Genomic DNA, 19,731 nt, shown 5'->3' on the forward strand with positions numbered 1-19,731 from the left:
AATACAAAAAGGGGATGACTCATACTGTGTTACCAGCACAATTGGGTAGTAGACATAGTGCGTTACGCAGTACATTGCTGAGTGTAACTGTTGTATTGTGCACACCCTTCTTGTTGAGTTCTTGTAGTTCAGATTCAGCAGAGTCGCCTCGGCATACTTCTACTGCCACTTCTTCTGTAGCTCCTGCGTATTCTTTGCCCTCAGAAGCTAAGCCAGTCGACGAAACTCCTGCGCAGTTGCGTCAGCGTGTCGCTCGATTGATGATGGTAGGAGTTCGCGGTTTCGACGACGCACTGTGGGCACTAGAGCAGGGGGTCGGTGGCATATTCATCTCCTCGAATACTGACCCAACTTTGCTTACCCAACCCGGTCGGGATATTGCTGCACTACGCGAAAAAATACACCGCCCATTTGATGTGAGTATTGATTTTGAGGGAGGCAGAGTGCTTCGGCACGGGCAGATCCTCGGTTATTATCAAGCACCTCAAGTAATGGCGGAAACAATGTCGCCTGAGCAAGTACGCGGACTTGCCTATGACATGGGAAAATCCCTTGCATCACATGGTATTACCGTCAATTTTGCCCCAGTGGTTGATTTAGATGGTGCCGGACTAGACATTATCGGTGACCGCGCCTTTTCCGATGATGATCCAGCAGTAGCAGTGAAATACGCTACTGCCTTTGCCACGGGCATGAAGGACGCTGGTGTTATGCCTGTGTTTAAGCATTTTCCCGGGCATGGTCGGGCAAGCGGGGATACGCATACTGGTGCAGTGCAGAGTCCACCATTGGTGCAGTTAGAAGAATTGGATCTGTTGCCTTATGGCAAAGTCCTTGCTGATTCTGATTGCGGTGTGATGATCGGGCATATGATTGTTCCAGAGCTGAGTGATAATGCGCCAGCGTCGCAGAGCGCTGCTGTGTATGAGTTATTGCGTTCTGGGCGTTATCCAGGTGGTGTGCCGTTCGACGGAATTATCTACACTGATGACCTCTCTGGGATGAAAGCGATCACCAATTATTATCCGATTGAACAAGCTGTTCTTGGTGCGCTACAAGCAGGAGCGAACCAAGCATTGTGGATTAGCACCCAAGGTTTAGACTCCGCTATTGAGCAAGTGGCGGCGGCTATTGAATCACAGCGCTATCCACGCACAATGTTTGAGAAGCAATTTGCGCAGGTAGAGCGACATTTAGCGAAAAATTCCTAATTCTTTAGTTGTGAACTCATGGGGAAAATCAACTAGATTTATAAAGGTGACTAGCTCGGATACAGAAACAAATACTCAAGGCAAGAAGAAAAAGCGTTCTGCTTTGCGCTTTGTGCTCGGTGCTGCCCTTGGGTTAGTAGTCATTTGTGGTGGTGCCTATACTGCTGATTGCCTGATAAATAAAGACAAAGTACCTCGCGGGGTGACTGTCGGTGGCGTGGAAATTGGTGGTATGGAGCATGCGGCTGCCGTCGAAAAGCTACAGCAAGAACTTGGTGATGTCACCCAAAAACCGGTGATTATTCATGCGGGCGAGCTAGAAAGCAATCTTATTCCTGCCGAGTCGGGGCTGAACATTGATTGGGATGCCACCGTTGATGGTGCTGGTAAGCAATCAATGAACCCATTGACACGCTTGGGTAGTTTCTTCCACACGCACGAGATCGAAACCGCCTCAAGTGTGGATGAAGCCCAGCTAGAGTCGGTAGTGTCCCGGATTAGTGAGGAACTTTCCCCGGCACCTGTCGACGCTGGCATAAACCTCAATGGTGGAAAAGTTAATGTTGACCCGCAACCACACAATGGTCAGATTGTGGAAGGCGAGGTACTCAAGGAGGCAATTGCTGCTAATTGGCTCAACCCTGAGGGGGTGACTGTCGAGGCTGCTGTTACCGAGCCTGAGATTGGTCAGGAAGCAGTAGATAAAGTGCTTGCTGGTGATGCCACTGCTGCGGTAGCAGGAGATATTGTGGTGCATGGGCAAGACGGTATCGATGGCATTATTCCTACCTCTCGTATGGGTGAGGTCGTCAGTTTTAAGCCTGAGGGGCATACATTCCTCACTGAGATCAATGCGGCTGCTGCACAAAATATCTTGAAAGAAAACCTTGAGCAAACAGAAGTTGCCAAGAAAAATGCGCGGATTGCCTTTGATGGGGATAGTCGTACCATTACTCCGCATACTGACGGAATTAGCATCGACTGGGAAAAAACCATGGATGGTTTTGCTGGGCGGGTAGTTGGTTCCGCAGAGCGCACTTTCGACGCAGTGTATGTGCCTCAACCAGCTACTTTCACTACAGAAATGGCAAAGACCGCTACTTTCGACGACGTGATTGGCGAGTTTACCACCAGCGGATACTCCCAAGCCTCGGGTGTGAATATCGCAACTGTGGCACAAACAGTCAATGATGCAGTAGTAGCACCAGGTGATATTTTCTCTCTTAACAATTACACCGGCGCTAGAGGTAGTGCCCAAGGCTATGTGGAGTCTGGAATTATTCTCAATGGCCGTGCCGATACTGCCGTCGGTGGTGGTATTTCACAATTTGCTACTACCTTGTATAACGCGGCGTATTTCGCTGGTATGGAAGATGTGGCGCATACACCACATTCTTATTACATTTCCCGTTATCCAGCTGGTCGAGAGGCAACTGTATTTGAGGGCGCAATTGATTTGCAATTCAGAAATACCTCGCCTTTCCCAGTGCGCATTGTGACCTCTGTAGGTGGAGGCAGTGTCACCGTAAAGCTCATGGGGGTAAAGACCGTAGAAGTAGAGTCGATCAATGGTGGGCGCTGGGCTTATACCGATCCACAGACAATGAATGTATCTGATGAAAAATGCTCACCTTCCTCAGGGGCACAAGGGTTTACCACCTCAGATACTCGCATTATTCGCGATTTGGGTGGTCAGGAATTATCCCGAGAAACCCAAACCACCGTGTACGATCCACAGCCGATTGTGCGTTGTTCTTAGTGGGGTCTTGCTGGGGTTCTTAGCGAGGCTGGGGCTTAACGCAACAGATAAGGGTGCAGATTAGCACCCTTTTTGTTTTTGTTGCACAGTTACTATTCATTTTGTAAAAAAGTTGTGGAAAACCCTCTGATAAGAGCAGATATCCACTCGATGAAACTACAAAAATCCTTTATTTCGTCGCAAGTGAGTATCAAAAAGTAACAGGTTATCCTCTAGTTGAGGAATTGTTCTCTACCTGGGCTTACGGTCCAGTTCTCTATTCGGTGCATGATGAGTTTCGTAGTTTTGGGAAGAATGATATTAAACGTTATGCTCGTGATGCTCGAGGGCAAACTCTTATTATCGATGAAGAAGATTTAGAACTCAAAATTGCCCTTGACCGGGTTTGGGATAAAGCCAAAAATAAAACGGCTACTGAATTATCTGAAATTACTCATATACCTGATTCGGCATGGGACAAGGCCTATCAAACAGATCAACCAGTGCTAGCTTTCTCTGATATTGCTAACGATACAACATATCGCACTCCTCTTGGTTTTCTCGAAGCAGCATGACGATGAACAATGAACGGTGGCGTAAGGCAGCCCCCAAATTTAAGGAAGAAATCGATGTTGCTGTTGAACTATTAAAACTCGTAACAACAACCGCCTTAGGGTTCGTGTTCGCTAAAACTCAAGACCAACCGAAAGAAAATTCCCCACGCCAAGAAAACGTGGGAGAAAAACTAAGTATCGGTTAGTTTGTGCGATTGCTGTAGCGGCACGTGCTCTGCTAGGCACTGCTTTTACGCAACAATGCCGCAGCAGCAATACCAATCAGAAATACTGCCGCAGATAAATAGATAGATTCACCAAAAGCACGCGCTGAGTTATGGATAATAATTGCCATATCAGGTGCTATGTCCGGTGGCGTGCCCTGAGGTGTGTCAGCCACATGGGCAAGCCTATTTTGCATGAGAGCACCAGTGGCGGCTGACCCTATAACGGCACCTAGCTGCCGGAAGGTGTTATATACTCCAGAGCCAATGCCCGCATCTTCCTGTGGCACATTGCGTAGCGCTACTGCCGAGGTAGGAGCCCACACAAAGGCATTACCAATCCCCAGTACTACGAGCACCCCGATGAGCAATACCAGTGAAGTATCAATATCTAGTAGGGCACCAAGCGCAAAGGATCCAAGAGACATTGCGCTGTATCCGATAAGCGTGATCAGAGCTGGGTGGCGTGCGTCGATTAGCTTTCCGACGACCGGCGCTAGAATTGCCGCAGCAAGAGCCATAGGGAGTAACAGCAATCCTGATTCTATGGGTGACCAGTGGCGTATGGATTGGGCGTAGAGCATAAAGGGGACAGCAAATCCGGTAATACCAAAGCCCATGGTGGTGATGGCAATGGCGGTTTTGCCAAAGTTTTTATATCTGAACAGACGCAGAGGTAGTAGTGGGTGAGAAACTTTGGTTTCCGTGTAGATGAATAGACCAAGGATTGCAATACCGCTAGCAATGATTAGGGCAGTGGTGCTGTCCCAGTCTCGAACTTCACCTTCCTGTAGACCGTAAACGGTCAACCCTAATCCGAAGATAGATAGTAGGGAACCTGGTATGTCCATAGCTTGAGATGAGTGTGTGAGGTCGGGGGTCAATGCGGGAACCCATCTGGCTGTGAGAATAACGGCAATAATACCGACGGGAACATTAACCAGGAAAATCCAGTGCCAGGAAGCCCACTCTAGAATGGCACCACCTGCTAAAGGGCCAATCAAAGAACCGACACCAGCGACGGCGCCCCAGATTCCCATCGCTTTTCCGCGTTGGTGAGCTGGGAAGACGTGTGCGATGATGGTCATGGATTGGGGGAGGATCAATGCCGCGCCTAGTCCTTGGATTGCTCGGGCAAGAATGAGTTGTAGGGGAGTATGGGAAAGGGCGCAGAGTAGTGACCCTAGGGTGAATATGCTGACTCCGCTGATAAAGAGTTTTCTTAGCCCTAGATATGAGCCGAGTCTGCCGGAGAGTAGCAGTGGCGCGCAGAAGGTGAGTAGGTATGCGCTGGTGAACCAGATTGTTTGGTTGTAGTCGGCGTCGAGGGCGGTTTTTATATCGGGAGTGGCAACGGCAACGATGGTTTGATCCACCATGACGAGGAAAAATCCTATGCAGAGTGCGCTGAGTATTCGCCAGGGGTTGTAGTTTTTAGTCATGGCTGGGTCCTTTCAAGTCCTTCCAATTGTTGGTGGAGTTCTGTGGTGAGTTGGTTAACCTGGATATGTGTGGTGTCCCAGCCTAATCCGTGGAGGACTTGGACTATGGTGTGGGCGGTTTGTTGATTGGTTATGCCTTCATGCCACGGTGAGGTGGTGATGTTGTTACTGAATAGTCCCAGACCAGTTAGCATTGCGCGCATGGCGTTGATGGAATCTGCGATATGCTTTTCGTCGCTTCCGCTAGTTGCATGAGCGAGTTGAAAAACAAGGTGCGCTAATTCTGCTTCGGTATCTGATAGGCGTTGTTTGATGTCTGGGCTGCATGCGGATAGATTTTCTTCTGCGCGGCCGATAAGGCTGAGGTTGAATAGGGTGGGGTTGTGCTGTATGTACCACAAATATGCAAGACAGAAAATGACGAGGACTGATACCGGGTCTTTATGTTCCCATGCGGGGAGTATGTGACGGTACATTGTTAGTTGTTTTTCTATGCTGCGGATTGTGCAAGCTGCGAGGACATCTTCGCGTGAGGACCATATTTTATAGATGGTTGCGCGTGAGTATTCTGCATTTTTGGCTATCTCCCCAGGGGATACTTTATGTAATCCTTCTGTTTTGGCGATAGTGAGTGCTATGTCAAGCAGCAGTTCTTCCCGTTGGGATTGTTCTCTTTGACGACGGTTGCTATAGCGATCATCCATGATGACTCTTTTCTTGGTGGTTGTGTTCTTCCATGCCTCAATTATAGACACCTGTCTATTCTGTAGACAAGTGTCTATTTTTCTGTGTAGGGTTAGTCCAGGGATCTATTCAGAAACGAAGAAAGAAGGTAAGAATATGCACCTATACAACCCAGCAAATAATTACCACAAAGCACAGGTGATAAGCCCCTGCACCAAGAAAGAATTGCAACAAGCACTCAAGAAATACAAGAAGATACCAGTGTGCAATACCGGACATGGGTTCCACCCTGACGCAGCTCATGCACCTCATGTGCTTGATCTATCTCACCTGCGCTCTCACACGTGGCAGGAAAACTTAGTAAAAGTATCAGCAGCAACGAGATGGAAAGATATAGCCAGCAGCATACCCGCAGGCAGACGCTGTGTGACAGGTTCTTTTAGTGGTGTTGGTATCTGCGGCTTTCTCTCAGGTGCAGGTATTGGTCCTGATGTGCGTTTGGTTGGGCCTGCTACAAACTATGTGCAAGAACTAGAACTTGTTGATCGTACAGGGCAGTGTCTGTCCTGCTCACCTACACATAACGTGGAGCTATGGGAACAAGCATTAACAACAAAAGCTACGCACACAGTCATTGCCCAGGCAGTAATAGCAACCATTCCTGATGAAACCTTTATTGCCATCAAGTGCCCAGTACACACCCCTGACCTTGTTCAATGGATCATGCGCTGGGCACAACTATGCCCACAGTTTCCCGAGATCGGTTCCAGCATACAAATCATGTTTATGCAGAAAGAAAGTACAGTGTCGTTGCGGATTGTGGCTAGAAAACAATCACGGGTTCGCGTCGTAGAGTTTTTAACAACCTTGGGAGTTCATGCTGAGATAACTACTTTAGCCGGTAGCGAATTAGCGCAATTACATCAAGAATCTGAGCACTCACCAGCTAGTTTTATGGATGGTCTGGGCATTACCAACACCGTTAATGAAGAGCAATTAGGTGCTGCTGTAGCTCAACTGTGCCATATAGGAGAGCGCAGTCCTTTCTTTGGTTTTGAGTTGCGTCATTGTGAACTTGATCCAGCCCTACTGGACACTTCATTACCGTCGCAAGTGTGGGCAGGGATAAAGTTTGTGCTCCAACACGGTAGCCTGGCACATATAGCTCACGACGTTAACCATGAGATTACTGAACTGCTAGGCAAAGAAAACACCAGGCTATTGCCCAATTTTTCACGGTTGTATGCCACTGCGTGTTAATCTTGGTGGAAAATGGGTCTTACCGAAATAACCACGAAAGGTAAGGGGAAAGCAATGACTGTAAAGAACAATACGCTGACCACAATCACCGAAAAGGTTTGCTGTTGATTTAATTGACAGTTTTCCTCGTGTAATTTGTGCTTTTCGGGCTATGATTCGTAATCAGAGTAGAGAAATCAGCATTGCGTCGCTTGTGCTGCTGGATGGTATCCAAACAACTGTTTTGATTATCGTTCTTCCCTTTGTCATATTCGGTAGCACTCACAGTCTGGAACTGTGGTTTCTTGGGGTAACTCCTATTAGTGCTGGATTTGCGTTGGGAATACTTGGCGCCCTCCTCGTCGGCAGACAAGTTGATAGGCGATCTGCACTGACCGTTCTTCAGGTTCTGCAAGTATTTCAAGCACTTTTCTTAGTAGGAACTATCGTCAGTGCACTTGCTGGACATTTTTTCGTACTTGCTCTTTTTGGAATGCTTGCACTGGCGTTTTCTCGTTCGGTTGGTCCAGCAAAAGACAAGATTCGATCCGAGTACATCAGTTCTGGGCGGCGGACTTTATTTAATGGTCAGATTCGTCGCTACTTTTTAGTTGCAAACGAAATTGCAGGTGCGCTGTGCACAATTACGATGACCGCTATCCCCTCACACTACTGGCCACTGCTGTTTCTCGTGTCTTTCGTTTGTATAGTCATGTCGATATCGGTTGCGGCATCTCTCAAGATGAAGTCGGCTCAGCAAATGATGGCGAGGTCATCCATGCCACAAAAGATCGGCAAAAATGTGCGGTTACCATTAGTAATGGGTCTGGTAGTGGTGGGTATTCTTGGGCTTTCGTCTGCTTTGCCTACGATAGGTCTTTCAGCATGGATCTCGACGAGGGATGTATTTGGCCCGTGGCTGGTCACCGTGGTTGGACTCATCGATCTTACAGTCGATTTCTTCTTCATTCGACTTTTGAGCACCACCCTTGAAAAGCGCCCAGAACTGTGGAAAATTATCCACCGAGTCGGTGGAACATTGATGATTTTCGCTATCCTGGGAACCACAGTAGCTGTCAATACAAAAGAACACATCTTACAGCTGGCGATATTATTATTCTCTATGGTTTGCGCAACACTCGTCTTTTCCATCTCAGCAATGTTGGCTATGGAGATACAATTTGGATTCGGTGCCCAAGAACACCGTGGTCGGATTGCGTCTTACACGCGACTCAGTTCCGCAGTAGCGATGACCATAGCCGCATGGTTAACGCCCGGGGTTTTCCTTGGAAACTGGATGACCGTTACCATCTTGACATTAACGGGGGTGGCGCTTTTCCTGCTTCCCAGTAAGCTGATTACCGCATGGACATCCCTTTCTGACTCATCACACTAGGAGTTCTTCTTTGATTGTGGTTTGATATGTTGCGCTTTGCGCTGTTGAAAAAATATCTGAATGAAAGCAAAAGCAAGCAGTGCAAAGAAAACCCAATTGGAGTATTTGTTTATCTGGTCGATCACCTCAAGCACAGCTTCGCCATGCTGATAACCAAAAAACGCCATCGCAGAATTGGTGAGGAGCTTGCCGACGAATATCGCTGCCAGTACCAGCAAAAAAGGTACATGGAATACGCCAAGCAGCATGAGCAAAAGAGTAATCGGAATAGGGAGAACCGGTACAAAGGCAATAAGACACAGTCCCAACATAATGACGATAGACCGGGTACGTTTTTCTTCAGAACTGAGCACCGCTAAGAATTTCTTTGCGATCATTGACCCAGAGGCAGACTGTTTGATGAAATTCATTCCCCAACGTTTGCCGGCAAAAAACCATACAGGCAAAAATTTAATACCAAACACTGAGCTCAGCACAATGGGAAACAGAAGGGAAGTGTGATTTTTTCCAGCCTCTGCGCCAAGAATCGTTGCCGAAATATAACCGCCATGCGTCATAGCATAAATCCACGGGTGATTGATGAGCCAGACTTTTGCTGGTAAAAGCGCCAAACTATAGATGAGTGTGAAAGCCATAACACCTAGCAAAATGGCATCATATTTACTGAAGTTTTCCCATATTTGCTCTGGGCTATTAGCATTCTTGGACTCGTGTGGTGCCTCGTGTCCCTCGGTCATGGGCGATTCCTTTGCAGGTTATAGGGGCTTTGCGGTGCCATGTTTAGACACTAATCGTGCCCTTGATTCTAACAAACATCATTTGAGGCATGACACCAAAGCGCAAGAGCAGTCTTTATACTTCTTTATATTTGGCTGAAATATAAAGAAGTATAAATGGTATAAAGATAGTTATGCAGACGAGTCCTTATACCCCTGGAACCATTGCTCACGATATTATCGGTCGCGATTCACAGATTGAACAGATCCAACAACAGTTGGCTTTACTGGCTACATTTCCTCGTTTCATGGGACGCATCGAGGTATATGTTGGTTCTCGTGGAGTAGGGAAGACATCACTTCTGCGTCGCGCGCAGCACTACGCAGAAGAATTAGGGTTTCACACTGTATGGGTAACAGCAGGTGATAGCCCATTTATTGCAGAGGTGATTGCCTCATTGCAGAAATATATGCACGGATGGACGTCGCAAGCGGCAAAAGCTCTGAAAGTAATGTTGCAGTCTTTATCCGTTTCTATCGCAGGTATATCTTTTCACGGGGCTGGGGTAGGTGAGGCAACAAATTCAGCTCATAATGCTGATGGCATTGCAACTGGTGGCTTGGGGAGGCAGCTGCAGGAGGTTTTAGAAAAAGCCTCAGAAGCAGCTAAAGCCCAGAAGAAAAAAGGATTAGCAATTTTTATCGACGAGATCCAGGCGGCTGATACTCAAGGGCTGCGTGCTTTTGCTTATGCCTGGCAGCATATGCAGTCTGAAGCCAAAGAGTTACCGATGATCGCTATGACTGCTGGTTTGTCGCACACACAAGATGTAATTACTGATGCAGTGAGTTTTGCAGAGCGATTCCGATACGTTCATTTAGATAATCTTTCCGCGGAAGATTCTAGGGAAGTGATTGAACGCCTAGCGATGAACAAAAATGTGCGTTGGGAAGAGCAAGCTGTGGCGAAAGCACTTAGCCATGCAGGCGGCTACCCCTATTTTCTCCAGCTTATCGGTGATTTAGCGTGGGAATATGCTGGAAATCCTGATCCAGGCGCAATGGTGCTTGAGACTCATGTCGATAAAGCACTCGTTGATTTTCAGACTTCTCGTGACGCATTTTTCCGAGCACGATGGATGAAAGCATCGGAAAAAGAAATAGAGCTTATGATCGTCATTGCCTCTCATAAACAGCAGCCAGTAAAGCGCTCCGACGTGGCTGCACAACTTGGCGTGCCAACGTCTGCAATTAGTATGGCTAGGCGTTCGCTCATGGATAAAGGTCTTATTGAATCCACAGCTCATGGGTATATGGGGTTTACTGCGCCTGGTTTTGCCCAGTACATCAGAACGATGGTAGGCACAGAGTAACACTCTTTATACTTCTTTATATTTGGCTGAAATATAAAGAAGTATAAAAGCCATTCAGTCGCAAAAATCCACCTACTGCATATTGTGGTGCGCACAGCACACAGCGCATAGTAGGTGGATTAGTGCTTTATGAGATTAAAACCCGGTTTAGGTTAAGCCTGGTAACGCTCAATAGCCTCAGCATGGATTTTTTCTGCTTCTGCTTTATCACCCCAGCCAGAACCAGTCACTTCCTTATTAGGCTCAAGATCCTTGTAGTGCACAAAGAAGTGCTCGATCTCATCTTTAAGGAATTGGCTGACATCGGAAATATCCTGGAGGTGCTCCCAGCGAGGATCGTCGATAACGCATAGGAGTTTATCGTCGCCACCTGCTTCATCAGTCATCTTGAATACGCCAAGTGGTCGAGCCTTAACGATAACACCTGGGAAAACTGGTTCCGGAAGAATGACCAGTGCGTCGAGTGGATCGCCATCTTCACCGAGAGTGTGATCAATGAACCCATAGTCGAGTGGGTATGCCATAGGGGTAAAGAGATAACGGTCGAGGTACACTTTTCCGCTCTCGTGGTCTACTTCGTATTTATTGCGAGATCCCTTTGGAATCTCAACAGTGATCTCAAGGCTCATGCGAACTCCTTCAATAACTTTTAATGAATACCACCAAAGATAATAGTCTATCTAGTTTGTCGTTTCATGCCCCAGTTTTGTGCAGAACACGTTACTCTTGTGATGATGAGCGGGATCAAAAGCACAAAGAAATGGTGGATGGCGACAGGTCTAACAACCGTATTGGTAGCCGGAGGGCTTGGCGCCGGTGCACTCTATAATCACAATCTCCGCTTATATCATGACCCTGCTCCCACAGCGGCACCACCTGCTCGTGCTGCTACTACCTGGGATAATAACGCGCAAATAGTGGTGGATAACGCAGCTTTGACTGCCAAAGTAGAACAATTATTAGCAGATCCAGCGCTAGGGGTTTCTGGGGCGTATATCGTCGATACTGCAACTAATGAGTCGCTTATCAATAAAGATGCTGGTACTGCATTGCGTCCTGCGTCCTCCACAAAAGTGCTCACTGCTGCAGCAAGTTTATTAGAGAAAAACATCACAGATACACTTACGACGAACGTCTATCGCATTGATAACGCAACCGTTGTTATCAAAGCAAGTGGTGACGTCTGGTTTAACGCCCAGCGCGTCGACCAGCTAGCTGCAGATATTGCTGCTGCTGTGCCAGAGGTAGATACGGTGCTGGTGGATACATCGGTATGGCAAGCACCAGCTTTTGCTCAGAGTTGGGATCCGGTAGATATAGACGCTGGCTATATCGCCCCAATGGAACCAATAATGCTGTATGGTGCCAGGATTGATGCCACCGAGGGAGACGTACCGCGAAGCCATAGCCCCGCACTCGACGTAGCTGCTGCCATTGCTCAACGTGTCGGGGCGACGCATTATGACATTGCTGGTGACTATAGCGTGGCAGCCGAGCAGCCCATAGCAAGCAGTCAATCGCCGACACTGGAGTGGCGGCTTACCCAGATGATGACCAACTCAGACAATGTGATGGCGGAGGCAATCGCTCGAGAATTAGATCCGCAGAACCCGGCACAACATACTCTTGATGTGCTAAAAAACGCTGGTTTTAACACTGAAGAAGTAGCACTATTTGATAATTCTGGGTTATCTGACCGCAATCGGATTACACCACAATTATTGGGTGAGATTATGGCTGCCGCAGTACACGCAGACCAATCAGCTAATACAGCGCAGTTGAGTGCGTTAATTAGCGCTCTGCCAGTTGCCGGTGGTACAGGTACATTAGCTACACGGTATAACGAACAAGCAGGTCGGGGCTGGGTGCGCGCCAAAACTGGTACGCTGAGTGCTACTTCTGCTTTAGCTGGTGTAGTACCCAGTGATAATGGGCATATTTATGCTTTTGGGATTATCTCAAATGATTCAGATATTCAAGCTGCTAGGGGAGCGCTAGACTTGGTGGCCTCAGCATTAAAGCAAGGGTAACACCGCGTATGGTTACTCCATTTTGGCCACGCAAGTCTCCACATTTCCTTCGATTACGTCGTGCTGTACGTGCAGTTGCTGGGGATCCTGTGATCGGTTTATCTGGGGGTGCAGATTCTTTAGCACTTGTTGCCGCTGCTATTGCCGAGAATCGATGCGTTCATGCAGTCATTATTGATCACGTTTTGCAGCCTGGTTCTGCCGAAATCGCTCGACGCAGTGCCGAACGCGCAGCACATCTTGGTGCTACAACACAGATCATCACGGTAACAGTACCGCAGGGAAATATCGAGGCAATGGCACGGAAAGTGCGTTATGCAGCTTTGCACGAGATAGCACGCCAGTACGGCAGAGCGCTATGGGTAGGGCACACGATGGATGATCAGGCAGAAACTTTCTTATTATCTGCATTGCGTGGTCATGCAACTGGCATGGTGATTGATAAAGAAAATGAGAATCTTAAGCGTCCATTCTTACAGGTAAGGCGCCAAGATACTCGCATGGCCTGCCAAGAACTCGGACTTGAGTATTGGGATGATCCAATGAATGACGATACTCGATTCCTACGCGTTGCTCTGCGCACAGAAATTTTGCCTCATATCGCCCAGTACACCCATAGTGATCCGGTGATTGCTTTTGCTCAAGCTGCTGAGAATATAGCAGCTCAGCAGCATTATATTGATAGCGCTGCCGAGGCGGCTAGCGTTGCTGGTGCAGCAGATGACCTAAAGAGTCTTGCTATTGCTGAATTGGCAGCATTGGATCAGGCAGTGCGTCGACAGCGAATTATTGCATTTTTGCATGAGCATGAGACAAAGGTTACGGCTGCTGCTACCACGGCGATTGAGCAGCTTATTATCAATTGGCATGGACAAGGTGGGGTAGCAGTTGGTGGAAATAAGCAGTACAGGTTGGAAGTCGTGCGCAAAAATGGCAAACTTTTGATAGAACAAAAATTTAATGGAACGAAAAGCCAACAATAGGGCAACAATAGGGAAGGCACAGTAGCTCATGCATGACAAGAAGAACTTTGATGTTCCAGCACATCGCTATGGTGATGACGTGGAAGCAGTGCTCATTACTGAAGAAGAACTGCAAACACGTATCCAACAACTTGCTGATAAAGTTTCCGAAAAATATAAGGACGCTGAAGACGATCTAGTCTTAGTATGTATCCTCAAAGGTGCTGTGTTTTTCATTACTGACTTTGCACGTGCATTGTCTATCCCCTCACAGTGCGAGTTCATGGCAGTAAGTTCCTATGGAAACTCTGTTTCTTCCTCTGGCGTCGTGCGTATTCTCAAAGATCTCGATCGTGATATTGAAGGGCGCGATGTGCTCATCGTCGAAGATATTATCGACTCTGGTCTTACCCTGTCATGGCTGATTCGCAATCTGAAGAACCGCAAACCAAAGTCGCTAGAAATTGTGAGTTTGTTGCGTAAACCAGAGGCGGTAACTGCCAAAGTAGATTTGCTCGATGTGGGCTTTGACATTCCTAATGAGTTCGTGATCGGCTATGGTCTTGACTTCGCAGAGCGCTACCGTGACCTGCCATTCGTGGGTACCTTGCACCCACGACTCTACCCAGAGGCATAATACTCATAAACCAGCTTATCGACGCCCGGAGAGAAAATTTTTTCTTCGGGAACGTTTTTCTATTGTCGATACGTTAGAGATACATAAGCCTTTGCGCCTTTTGCGCTTGGGTGCCTAATAAACTTTAAGTCTAAGAGCCAAAACTGAGAAAGGACGCCTCGCGTTAGTCGCGCTGGTGCAATACTGCATGAAAAAAAATAAGATAATTCGATTTGGTGCAATCGCAGCTCTTATCCTGGTTGGTCTTTATCTCATTACCCTATTTAGCAGTGACACTAGAGGGTACAAAGAGGTAGACACCTCGGTGGCGATCACCCAATTAGACAAAAACAATGTTGCTCAGGCTGAGATCGACGATCGCGAACAGCGACTAAAGCTCACTCTTAAAGAAGGCATCTCGTATGAGGGCGCAGATGATCTCAAAGAGATCATGGCAAAGTATCCAGCGCGCAGCTCGGCAGATATTTTCCAAAAAGTGGAATCTGCGCAGGCAGATAAATACACGACCAATGTCACCCAAGACAGTTTCTTGATGTCCATGCTGGGCTATATTTTGCCAGTGGTTATTGTCTTTGGGCTCATCATGTTCATGTTCTCTCGGATGCAGGGCGGCGGAATGTTTGGGTTTGCTGCTAGTCGCGCCAAGGAACTGACCAAAGATATGCCAACCAATACCTTTGCTGACGTTGCTGGTGCAGATGAAGCCGTCGACGAGCTGCATGAAATCAAAGACTTTTTGCAAGACCCTACGCGCTATGAAGAATTAGGCGCAAAAATACCTCGCGGTGTTTTACTCTATGGCCCACCGGGTACTGGTAAAACGCTATTAGCACGTGCAGTTGCTGGTGAAGCAGGGGTGCCATTCTATTCCATTTCTGGTTCAGATTTTGTGGAGATGTTTGTTGGTGTGGGTGCTTCTCGTGTTCGTGATTTGTTCAAGCAAGCACGTGAAAATAGCCCTTGTATCATTTTCGTCGACGAGATTGATGCCGTGGGTCGTCAGCGTGGTTCTGGAATGGGCGGCGGTCATGATGAGCGCGAACAAACCTTGAACCAATTGCTCGTGGAAATGGATGGTTTTGGCGACCGCGAGGGCGTTATTCTTATGGCGGCAACGAACCGTCCAGATATTCTTGACCCTGCGCTCTTGCGTCCAGGTCGTTTTGATCGACAAATACCTGTAGGAAACCCAGACCTTAAAGGTAGAGAACAGATTTTGCAGGTTCATGCCAAAGGTAAACCTTTTGCTCAAGATGCTGACCTCAAAGCACTTGCCCGACGCACCCCTGGTATGTCAGGTGCGGATTTGGCGAATGTTCTCAATGAAGCAGCATTGCTTACTGCACGTATCGGCGGCAATGTGATTACTGCTGATGCTTTAGAAGAAGCAACTGACCGTGTTATTGGTGGCCCTCGACGCTCATCCAAAGTTATTTCCGAAAAAGAAAAGAAAATCACTGCCTACCATGAAGGTGGACATACTCTGGCTGCGTGGGCGCTGGCTAATATCGAGCGCGTCTATAAGGTAACCATTCTGGCTCGAGGTCGTACAGGTGGTCATGCCATGACTGCTCCAGAAGACGATAAAGGTATGTATAACCGCGATGAACTCTATGCTCGTTTAGTATTTGCAATGGGTGGTCGCGCTGCAGAGGAACTCGTCTTTGGCGAACCAACCACAGGGGCGTCGGCAGATATTGAGATGGCGACGAAAACTGCCAAAGCAATGCTCACTGAGTATGGCATGAGTCCTACCTTGGGAATGGTGAAGTATGGTGAAGAACAAGGCGACCCATTCAGTGGTCGTGGTGGTCAAGGTACCTTAGAGTATTCGCCAGCAACAGCGGCACAAATCGACCAAGAGATGAAGTATCTCATGGATAAAGCTCATGAGCACGCTTATCAGATTTTGGCGGAACATCGTGATTATCTTGATAAACTCGCTGAAAAACTCTTGGAGAAAGAAACCCTGCGCCGTCCTGACTTAGAAGCGCTCTTTGAGGGTATTACTCCGCGTGAAGTAGGAGATGTATTCCCAGATGAGGATGCTCGTTTCCCACGCCAAGCAGGTCGGGAGCCAGTACAAACTCCTACCGAGCGCGCATTAGAACGTGGCGAGGAACCACCAAAACCTTTTAGTTTGCTAGAAGCCTCAAAGGCAGCCCGTGCAAAGCGCGCCGCAGAGTTGGAAGCTCAACAAAAAAACACGCAACACAATCCTCCTGCACCAGGTGGGTCTGCTGCACAACAGGTAGCTCCACCACAGTCACCACAGTATGGGGGAACACCACCGCCACAAGGATGGGTAGTTCCTGGTAACGCTCAGCAACCGCAACAACCACAGGCGCAGCAAGCACCAGCTCCAGCACGCCCTCTTGGTGCAGCTAATAATGAGCAGCCCGTGCAGGAACAACAAGCTCAGACCCCAGTGCCACCGGAAAAAGAAATTGGTTTCCGGTTGCCAGAAAATGAGCGCACTGAACACTCATGGGATAGCGTCGAAAAGCATGATGATTCTGCAGATGCTAAGCCACAGGGCGACAACTAAGGACTATTGATGACTGTTGAGGCACAAGGTACCCAAGGGTTTGACCGCGCACGAGCAGAAGCCGCTATTAGAGAACTGCTCATTGCCGTTGGGGAAAATCCTGACCGTGATGGTTTGCAAGAAACTCCTGCGCGAGTGGCACGCGCCTACGAGGAGGTTTTTGCTGGTCTAAGAGTTGATCCGACCACAGTTTTAGAGAAAACTTTTGCAGAGGATCATCGAGAATTAGTCTTGGTGCGCGACATTCCCATTTACTCCACCTGCGAACACCATTTAGTTCCATTTTTTGGCAAGGCGCATATCGGATACATCCCAGGTGAATCTGGCAAAGTTACTGGGTTGAGTAAATTAGCGCGTTTAGTGGATCTCTATGCTAAACGCCCGCAGATACAAGAACGCCTCACCACACAAGTAGCAGACGCATTAGTCGAAAAATTACAGGCACATTCAGTAATCGTTGTGATTGAATGTGAACATCTGTGCATGGCTATGCGCGGTATTCGTAAGCCAGGTGCACGTACAACCACCTCGGCGGTAAGAGGCGGGTTCCAAAAAAATGCAGCTTCTCGTGCAGAAGCATTGAGTTTGTTAAAAAACTAATTGTTTATCATTTAAGGAATACACCGTGCCTGATACGCAGCCAGATATGCATGATCCGATCTTTGGCATTGCGACGACTCCCGCACAGCGCTGCTTAGTGATGGGGATCGTTAACGTGACCAAGGATTCCTTTTCAGATGGCGGAAAATATCTCGATATTGACGCAGCTATCAAACATGCACATGAATTAGTTGCTGCTGGGGCAGACATTATCGACGTGGGGGGCGAATCAACCCGACCAGGTGCTACACGAGTAGACGCACAAGAAGAACAACAACGAGTAGTGCCAGTAATCCAAGCCCTTGCACAAGAAGGCATCATTACTTCAGTAGACACCATGCGCGCACAGGTAGCTGCAGCTGCGGCAGAGGCTGGGGTGCACATGATTAACGATGTATCTGGTGGTTTAGCAGACACGCATATGTACCGCGTTATGGCAGATACTGGATTGCCCGTGTGCCTAATGCACTGGAAAACAGTACGATTTGGTGATGCAGCTGGGCGTGCCATACATGAGGGCGGAGTGGTAGCAGACGTACATACTACCTTGCGCAGATTGGTTGATAATGCACTAGCTGCTGGTGTCAAAGCCGACGCAATTACCCTTGATCCTGGTCTGGGCTTTGCAAAAACAGCGGAGGATAATTGGCAGTTACTTCATGCTCTGCCTGAGTTTATCGCTGGCGATTATCCGATTCTTGTGGGCGCTTCTCGAAAAAGGTTTTTGGCACAGATTCGTGCTGAACGTGGCGTCGGGGGCGAGGCGCAGCAAGATATTGCAAGTACCACTGATCCTGCCACAGCTGCTGTGACTGCTATTGCCGCACAGATGGGGGCATGGTGTGTTCGTGTTCATGATGTGGCACCTTCGCGTGACGCAGTTGATGTTGCCGCGCGATGGCGTCAGGCAGATACCTCTTAATATGCGTAATATGCGATAGAGCAGCGACAATAAGGAGAAACTTAAGTGGATCGAATCGAATTACGCGGATTGCAGGCACAAGGCTTTCACGGGGTCTTTGAGCATGAAAAACGCGAAGGTCAAACCTTTGTAGTGGATGTGGTGTGCTGGGTAGATTTAGCACGTGCTGCTCATAGTGATGACCTTGCAGATACCATAAACTACGCGCGGATTGCTTCGATTGCTCACGAGGTTATTACCGGTCAAGCATATGATTTGATTGAAAAAGTAGCCGGCACTATTGCAGATAATCTCATGGGTGAGTTTCTCATTTTAGATAAAGTAGAAGTAAGCGTGCATAAACCCCAAGCACCAATTCCACTCGATTTTGCCGATGTGGCAGTTGTGATACAACGAGAACGGAATACCCACTCATGATTCGAGCAGTGCTATCCCTTGGCTCCAATATGGAAGACCGCTATGGGCATCTCGAGAGTGTTTATCAGCACTTTCGCCAGGAGCTGGTGTGTGCCTCGCGCATTTATAGCACACCCGCGTGGGGAGTGACGGATCAGAGTGATTTTCTCAATGCAATTATGATTGTTGAAGTTGCACAGACAGCACGAGAGCTTTTACATCGTTGTCAAGAACTTGAGCAGCACGCTAAACGACGACGTACCCAACATTGGGGACCACGTACTCTCGATATTGATCTGATTCAAGTTACCGATGTAGACACACGGCACTATGTCTATAGTGACGATGAAGAATTAGTATTGCCTCATCCTTGGGCAGCCCAGCGCGCATTTGTGATTGTGCCCTGGTATGAACTTGATCCCGAAGCTCATCTTGCGCAGCGCCCTTTGCGTGAGATCATCGCACAATTACGTAGCAGCGCACCAGAGGATATGGCTGCCATAACACCATGCGCGTATTTCGCCAGTGAAGAACCTCAGAAAGAATCTAGGGAATCTAGGGAGTCGGACAGATGAAAAGAACGCCCATTGCTAATCTGATTGCAACAGCAGTATTTTGTGCTTTGGCTTCTTTCATCGTCGTTATGCGCTTTTATGGCGTGATGAGTAATATCCCCGTGTCAGTGGCACTTATGCTATGGACGATGGCGACCCTATGCGCATTATTAGCTCTTAAAGTTCGCAAAAAAATTCAGCAGCAAGAAATAGGGCTCGATCGTAGTCAATTAAATCCACTCAATGTAGCGCAATGCATGGTCGTCGGGAAGGCTTCTGCTTGGACAGGGGCAATTTTCTCCGGGTTCTATGCTGGGATTAGCGCATATGTATTATTGCGCTATCCCCAATTGGCTGCGGCGCAAGAAGATATGCCTCGCGCAATTATTACCATGTGTGGTGCCCTGGCGATGGCAGCAGCAGGGGTATTTTTGGAGAAAAGCTGCTCAGTGCCGCCACCGCATGATGCAGAACCTGCATAAAAGAACAATGAAGAATAATAAAG

The 19,731-nt window shown here is 48.0% G+C and carries 20 protein-coding genes; 16 read left to right on the forward strand and 4 right to left on the reverse strand.

Annotation, left to right across the window (positions count from 1 at the left end; genetic code table 11):
* The first annotated feature begins 14 nt into the window (after window positions 1-14).
* From EML15_RS05260 to EML15_RS05275, 4 genes are all read left to right on the forward strand, one after another.
* The gene (locus EML15_RS05260) at window positions 15-1,211 is read left to right on the forward strand and encodes a glycoside hydrolase family 3 N-terminal domain-containing protein (RefSeq protein WP_144273800.1); all 1,197 of its coding nucleotides are present in this window, start codon (window positions 15-17) and stop codon (window positions 1,209-1,211) included.
* A gap of 112 nt (window positions 1,212-1,323) precedes the next feature.
* Window positions 1,324-2,970: a VanW family protein gene (locus EML15_RS05265; protein WP_246846978.1), complete on the forward strand. Its 1,647-nt coding sequence runs from the start codon at window positions 1,324-1,326 to the stop codon at window positions 2,968-2,970.
* 164 nt (window positions 2,971-3,134) lie between these two features.
* Window positions 3,135-3,524 carry a Panacea domain-containing protein gene (locus EML15_RS05270; RefSeq protein ID WP_144273801.1) on the forward strand — a complete coding sequence of 130 codons (390 nt, stop codon included), beginning with the start codon at window positions 3,135-3,137 and terminating at the stop codon, window positions 3,522-3,524.
* Complete coding sequence (locus EML15_RS05275; RefSeq protein ID WP_144273802.1) at window positions 3,521-3,709, forward strand: hypothetical protein; 189 nt, start codon at window positions 3,521-3,523, stop codon at window positions 3,707-3,709. The genes EML15_RS05270 and EML15_RS05275 overlap by 4 nt, the downstream gene beginning before the upstream one ends.
* 32 nt (window positions 3,710-3,741) lie before the next feature.
* On the opposite strand, the gene EML15_RS05280 is transcribed toward EML15_RS05275, so the two are convergent.
* Together EML15_RS05280 and EML15_RS05285 are read right to left on the reverse strand one after the other, a co-directional pair.
* Window positions 3,742-5,169 carry an MFS transporter gene (locus EML15_RS05280; RefSeq protein ID WP_144273803.1) on the reverse strand — a complete coding sequence of 476 codons (1,428 nt, stop codon included), beginning with the start codon at window positions 5,167-5,169 and terminating at the stop codon, window positions 3,742-3,744.
* Window positions 5,166-5,924 carry a TetR/AcrR family transcriptional regulator gene (locus tag EML15_RS05285; RefSeq protein WP_185967181.1) on the reverse strand — a complete coding sequence of 253 codons (759 nt, stop codon included), beginning with the start codon at window positions 5,922-5,924 and terminating at the stop codon, window positions 5,166-5,168. The genes EML15_RS05280 and EML15_RS05285 overlap by 4 nt, the downstream gene beginning before the upstream one ends.
* 85 nt (window positions 5,925-6,009) lie before the next feature.
* Between EML15_RS05285 and EML15_RS05290 the strand changes: the two genes are divergently transcribed.
* Complete coding sequence (locus EML15_RS05290; RefSeq protein ID WP_185967182.1) at window positions 6,010-7,113, forward strand: FAD-binding protein; 1,104 nt, start codon at window positions 6,010-6,012, stop codon at window positions 7,111-7,113.
* 151 nt (window positions 7,114-7,264) lie between these two features.
* The gene (locus EML15_RS05295) at window positions 7,265-8,488 is read left to right on the forward strand and encodes a hypothetical protein (protein WP_144273806.1); all 1,224 of its coding nucleotides are present in this window, start codon (window positions 7,265-7,267) and stop codon (window positions 8,486-8,488) included.
* Here the strand turns inward: EML15_RS05295 and EML15_RS05300 are convergent.
* On the reverse strand, window positions 8,485-9,225 hold the full coding sequence (locus EML15_RS05300; protein WP_144273807.1) for a hypothetical protein: 741 nt from the start codon (window positions 9,223-9,225) through the stop codon (window positions 8,485-8,487). The genes EML15_RS05295 and EML15_RS05300 overlap by 4 nt on opposite strands.
* A 173-nt stretch (window positions 9,226-9,398) precedes the next feature.
* Here EML15_RS05300 and EML15_RS05305 point away from each other — a divergent pair, with 173 nt between their 5' ends.
* The gene (locus EML15_RS05305) at window positions 9,399-10,577 is read left to right on the forward strand and encodes an ATP-binding protein (RefSeq protein WP_144273808.1); all 1,179 of its coding nucleotides are present in this window, start codon (window positions 9,399-9,401) and stop codon (window positions 10,575-10,577) included.
* A gap of 152 nt (window positions 10,578-10,729) precedes the next feature.
* Here EML15_RS05305 and EML15_RS05310 read toward each other — a convergent pair whose 3' ends face one another.
* Window positions 10,730-11,206, reverse strand: a complete 477-nt coding sequence (locus tag EML15_RS05310; protein ID WP_144273809.1) for an inorganic diphosphatase — start codon at window positions 11,204-11,206, stop codon at window positions 10,730-10,732.
* Window positions 11,207-11,308: 102 nt separating this feature from the next.
* On the opposite strand from EML15_RS05310, the gene dacB reads away from it, so the two are divergent.
* From dacB to EML15_RS05355, 9 genes are all read left to right on the forward strand, one after another.
* Window positions 11,309-12,607: a D-alanyl-D-alanine carboxypeptidase/D-alanyl-D-alanine-endopeptidase gene (gene dacB / locus EML15_RS05315; RefSeq protein WP_144274150.1), complete on the forward strand. Its 1,299-nt coding sequence runs from the start codon at window positions 11,309-11,311 to the stop codon at window positions 12,605-12,607.
* Between the two features lie 8 nt (window positions 12,608-12,615).
* On the forward strand, window positions 12,616-13,590 hold the full coding sequence (gene tilS / locus EML15_RS05320; RefSeq protein ID WP_144273810.1) for a tRNA lysidine(34) synthetase TilS: 975 nt from the start codon (window positions 12,616-12,618) through the stop codon (window positions 13,588-13,590).
* Between the two features lie 28 nt (window positions 13,591-13,618).
* Entirely contained in the window at window positions 13,619-14,206 is a 588-nt protein-coding gene (hpt, locus tag EML15_RS05325) for a hypoxanthine phosphoribosyltransferase (RefSeq protein WP_144273811.1), read from the forward strand.
* A 187-nt stretch (window positions 14,207-14,393) separates the two neighbouring features.
* Window positions 14,394-16,754: an ATP-dependent zinc metalloprotease FtsH gene (ftsH, locus tag EML15_RS05330; protein ID WP_144273812.1), complete on the forward strand. Its 2,361-nt coding sequence runs from the start codon at window positions 14,394-14,396 to the stop codon at window positions 16,752-16,754.
* Window positions 16,755-16,763: 9 nt separating this feature from the next.
* Window positions 16,764-17,354: a GTP cyclohydrolase I FolE gene (gene folE, locus EML15_RS05335; RefSeq protein ID WP_144273813.1), complete on the forward strand. Its 591-nt coding sequence runs from the start codon at window positions 16,764-16,766 to the stop codon at window positions 17,352-17,354.
* A gap of 46 nt (window positions 17,355-17,400) precedes the next feature.
* The gene (gene folP, locus EML15_RS05340; protein WP_144274152.1) at window positions 17,401-18,276 is read left to right on the forward strand and encodes a dihydropteroate synthase; all 876 of its coding nucleotides are present in this window, start codon (window positions 17,401-17,403) and stop codon (window positions 18,274-18,276) included.
* A 45-nt stretch (window positions 18,277-18,321) separates the two neighbouring features.
* The gene (gene folB / locus EML15_RS05345; protein WP_144273814.1) at window positions 18,322-18,693 is read left to right on the forward strand and encodes a dihydroneopterin aldolase; all 372 of its coding nucleotides are present in this window, start codon (window positions 18,322-18,324) and stop codon (window positions 18,691-18,693) included.
* On the forward strand, window positions 18,693-19,247 hold the full coding sequence (gene folK, locus EML15_RS05350) for a 2-amino-4-hydroxy-6-hydroxymethyldihydropteridine diphosphokinase (RefSeq protein WP_185967199.1): 555 nt from the start codon (window positions 18,693-18,695) through the stop codon (window positions 19,245-19,247). Before folB ends, folK begins: the two co-directional genes overlap by 1 nt.
* Complete coding sequence (locus EML15_RS05355) at window positions 19,244-19,708, forward strand: DUF3180 domain-containing protein (protein WP_144273816.1); 465 nt, start codon at window positions 19,244-19,246, stop codon at window positions 19,706-19,708. Before folK ends, EML15_RS05355 begins: the two co-directional genes overlap by 4 nt.
* The last annotated feature ends 23 nt before the right edge of the window (window positions 19,709-19,731 follow it).

The sequence above is a fragment of the Corynebacterium sp. sy017 genome (assembly GCF_017918135.1).
GTDB lineage: Bacteria > Actinomycetota > Actinomycetes > Mycobacteriales > Mycobacteriaceae > Corynebacterium.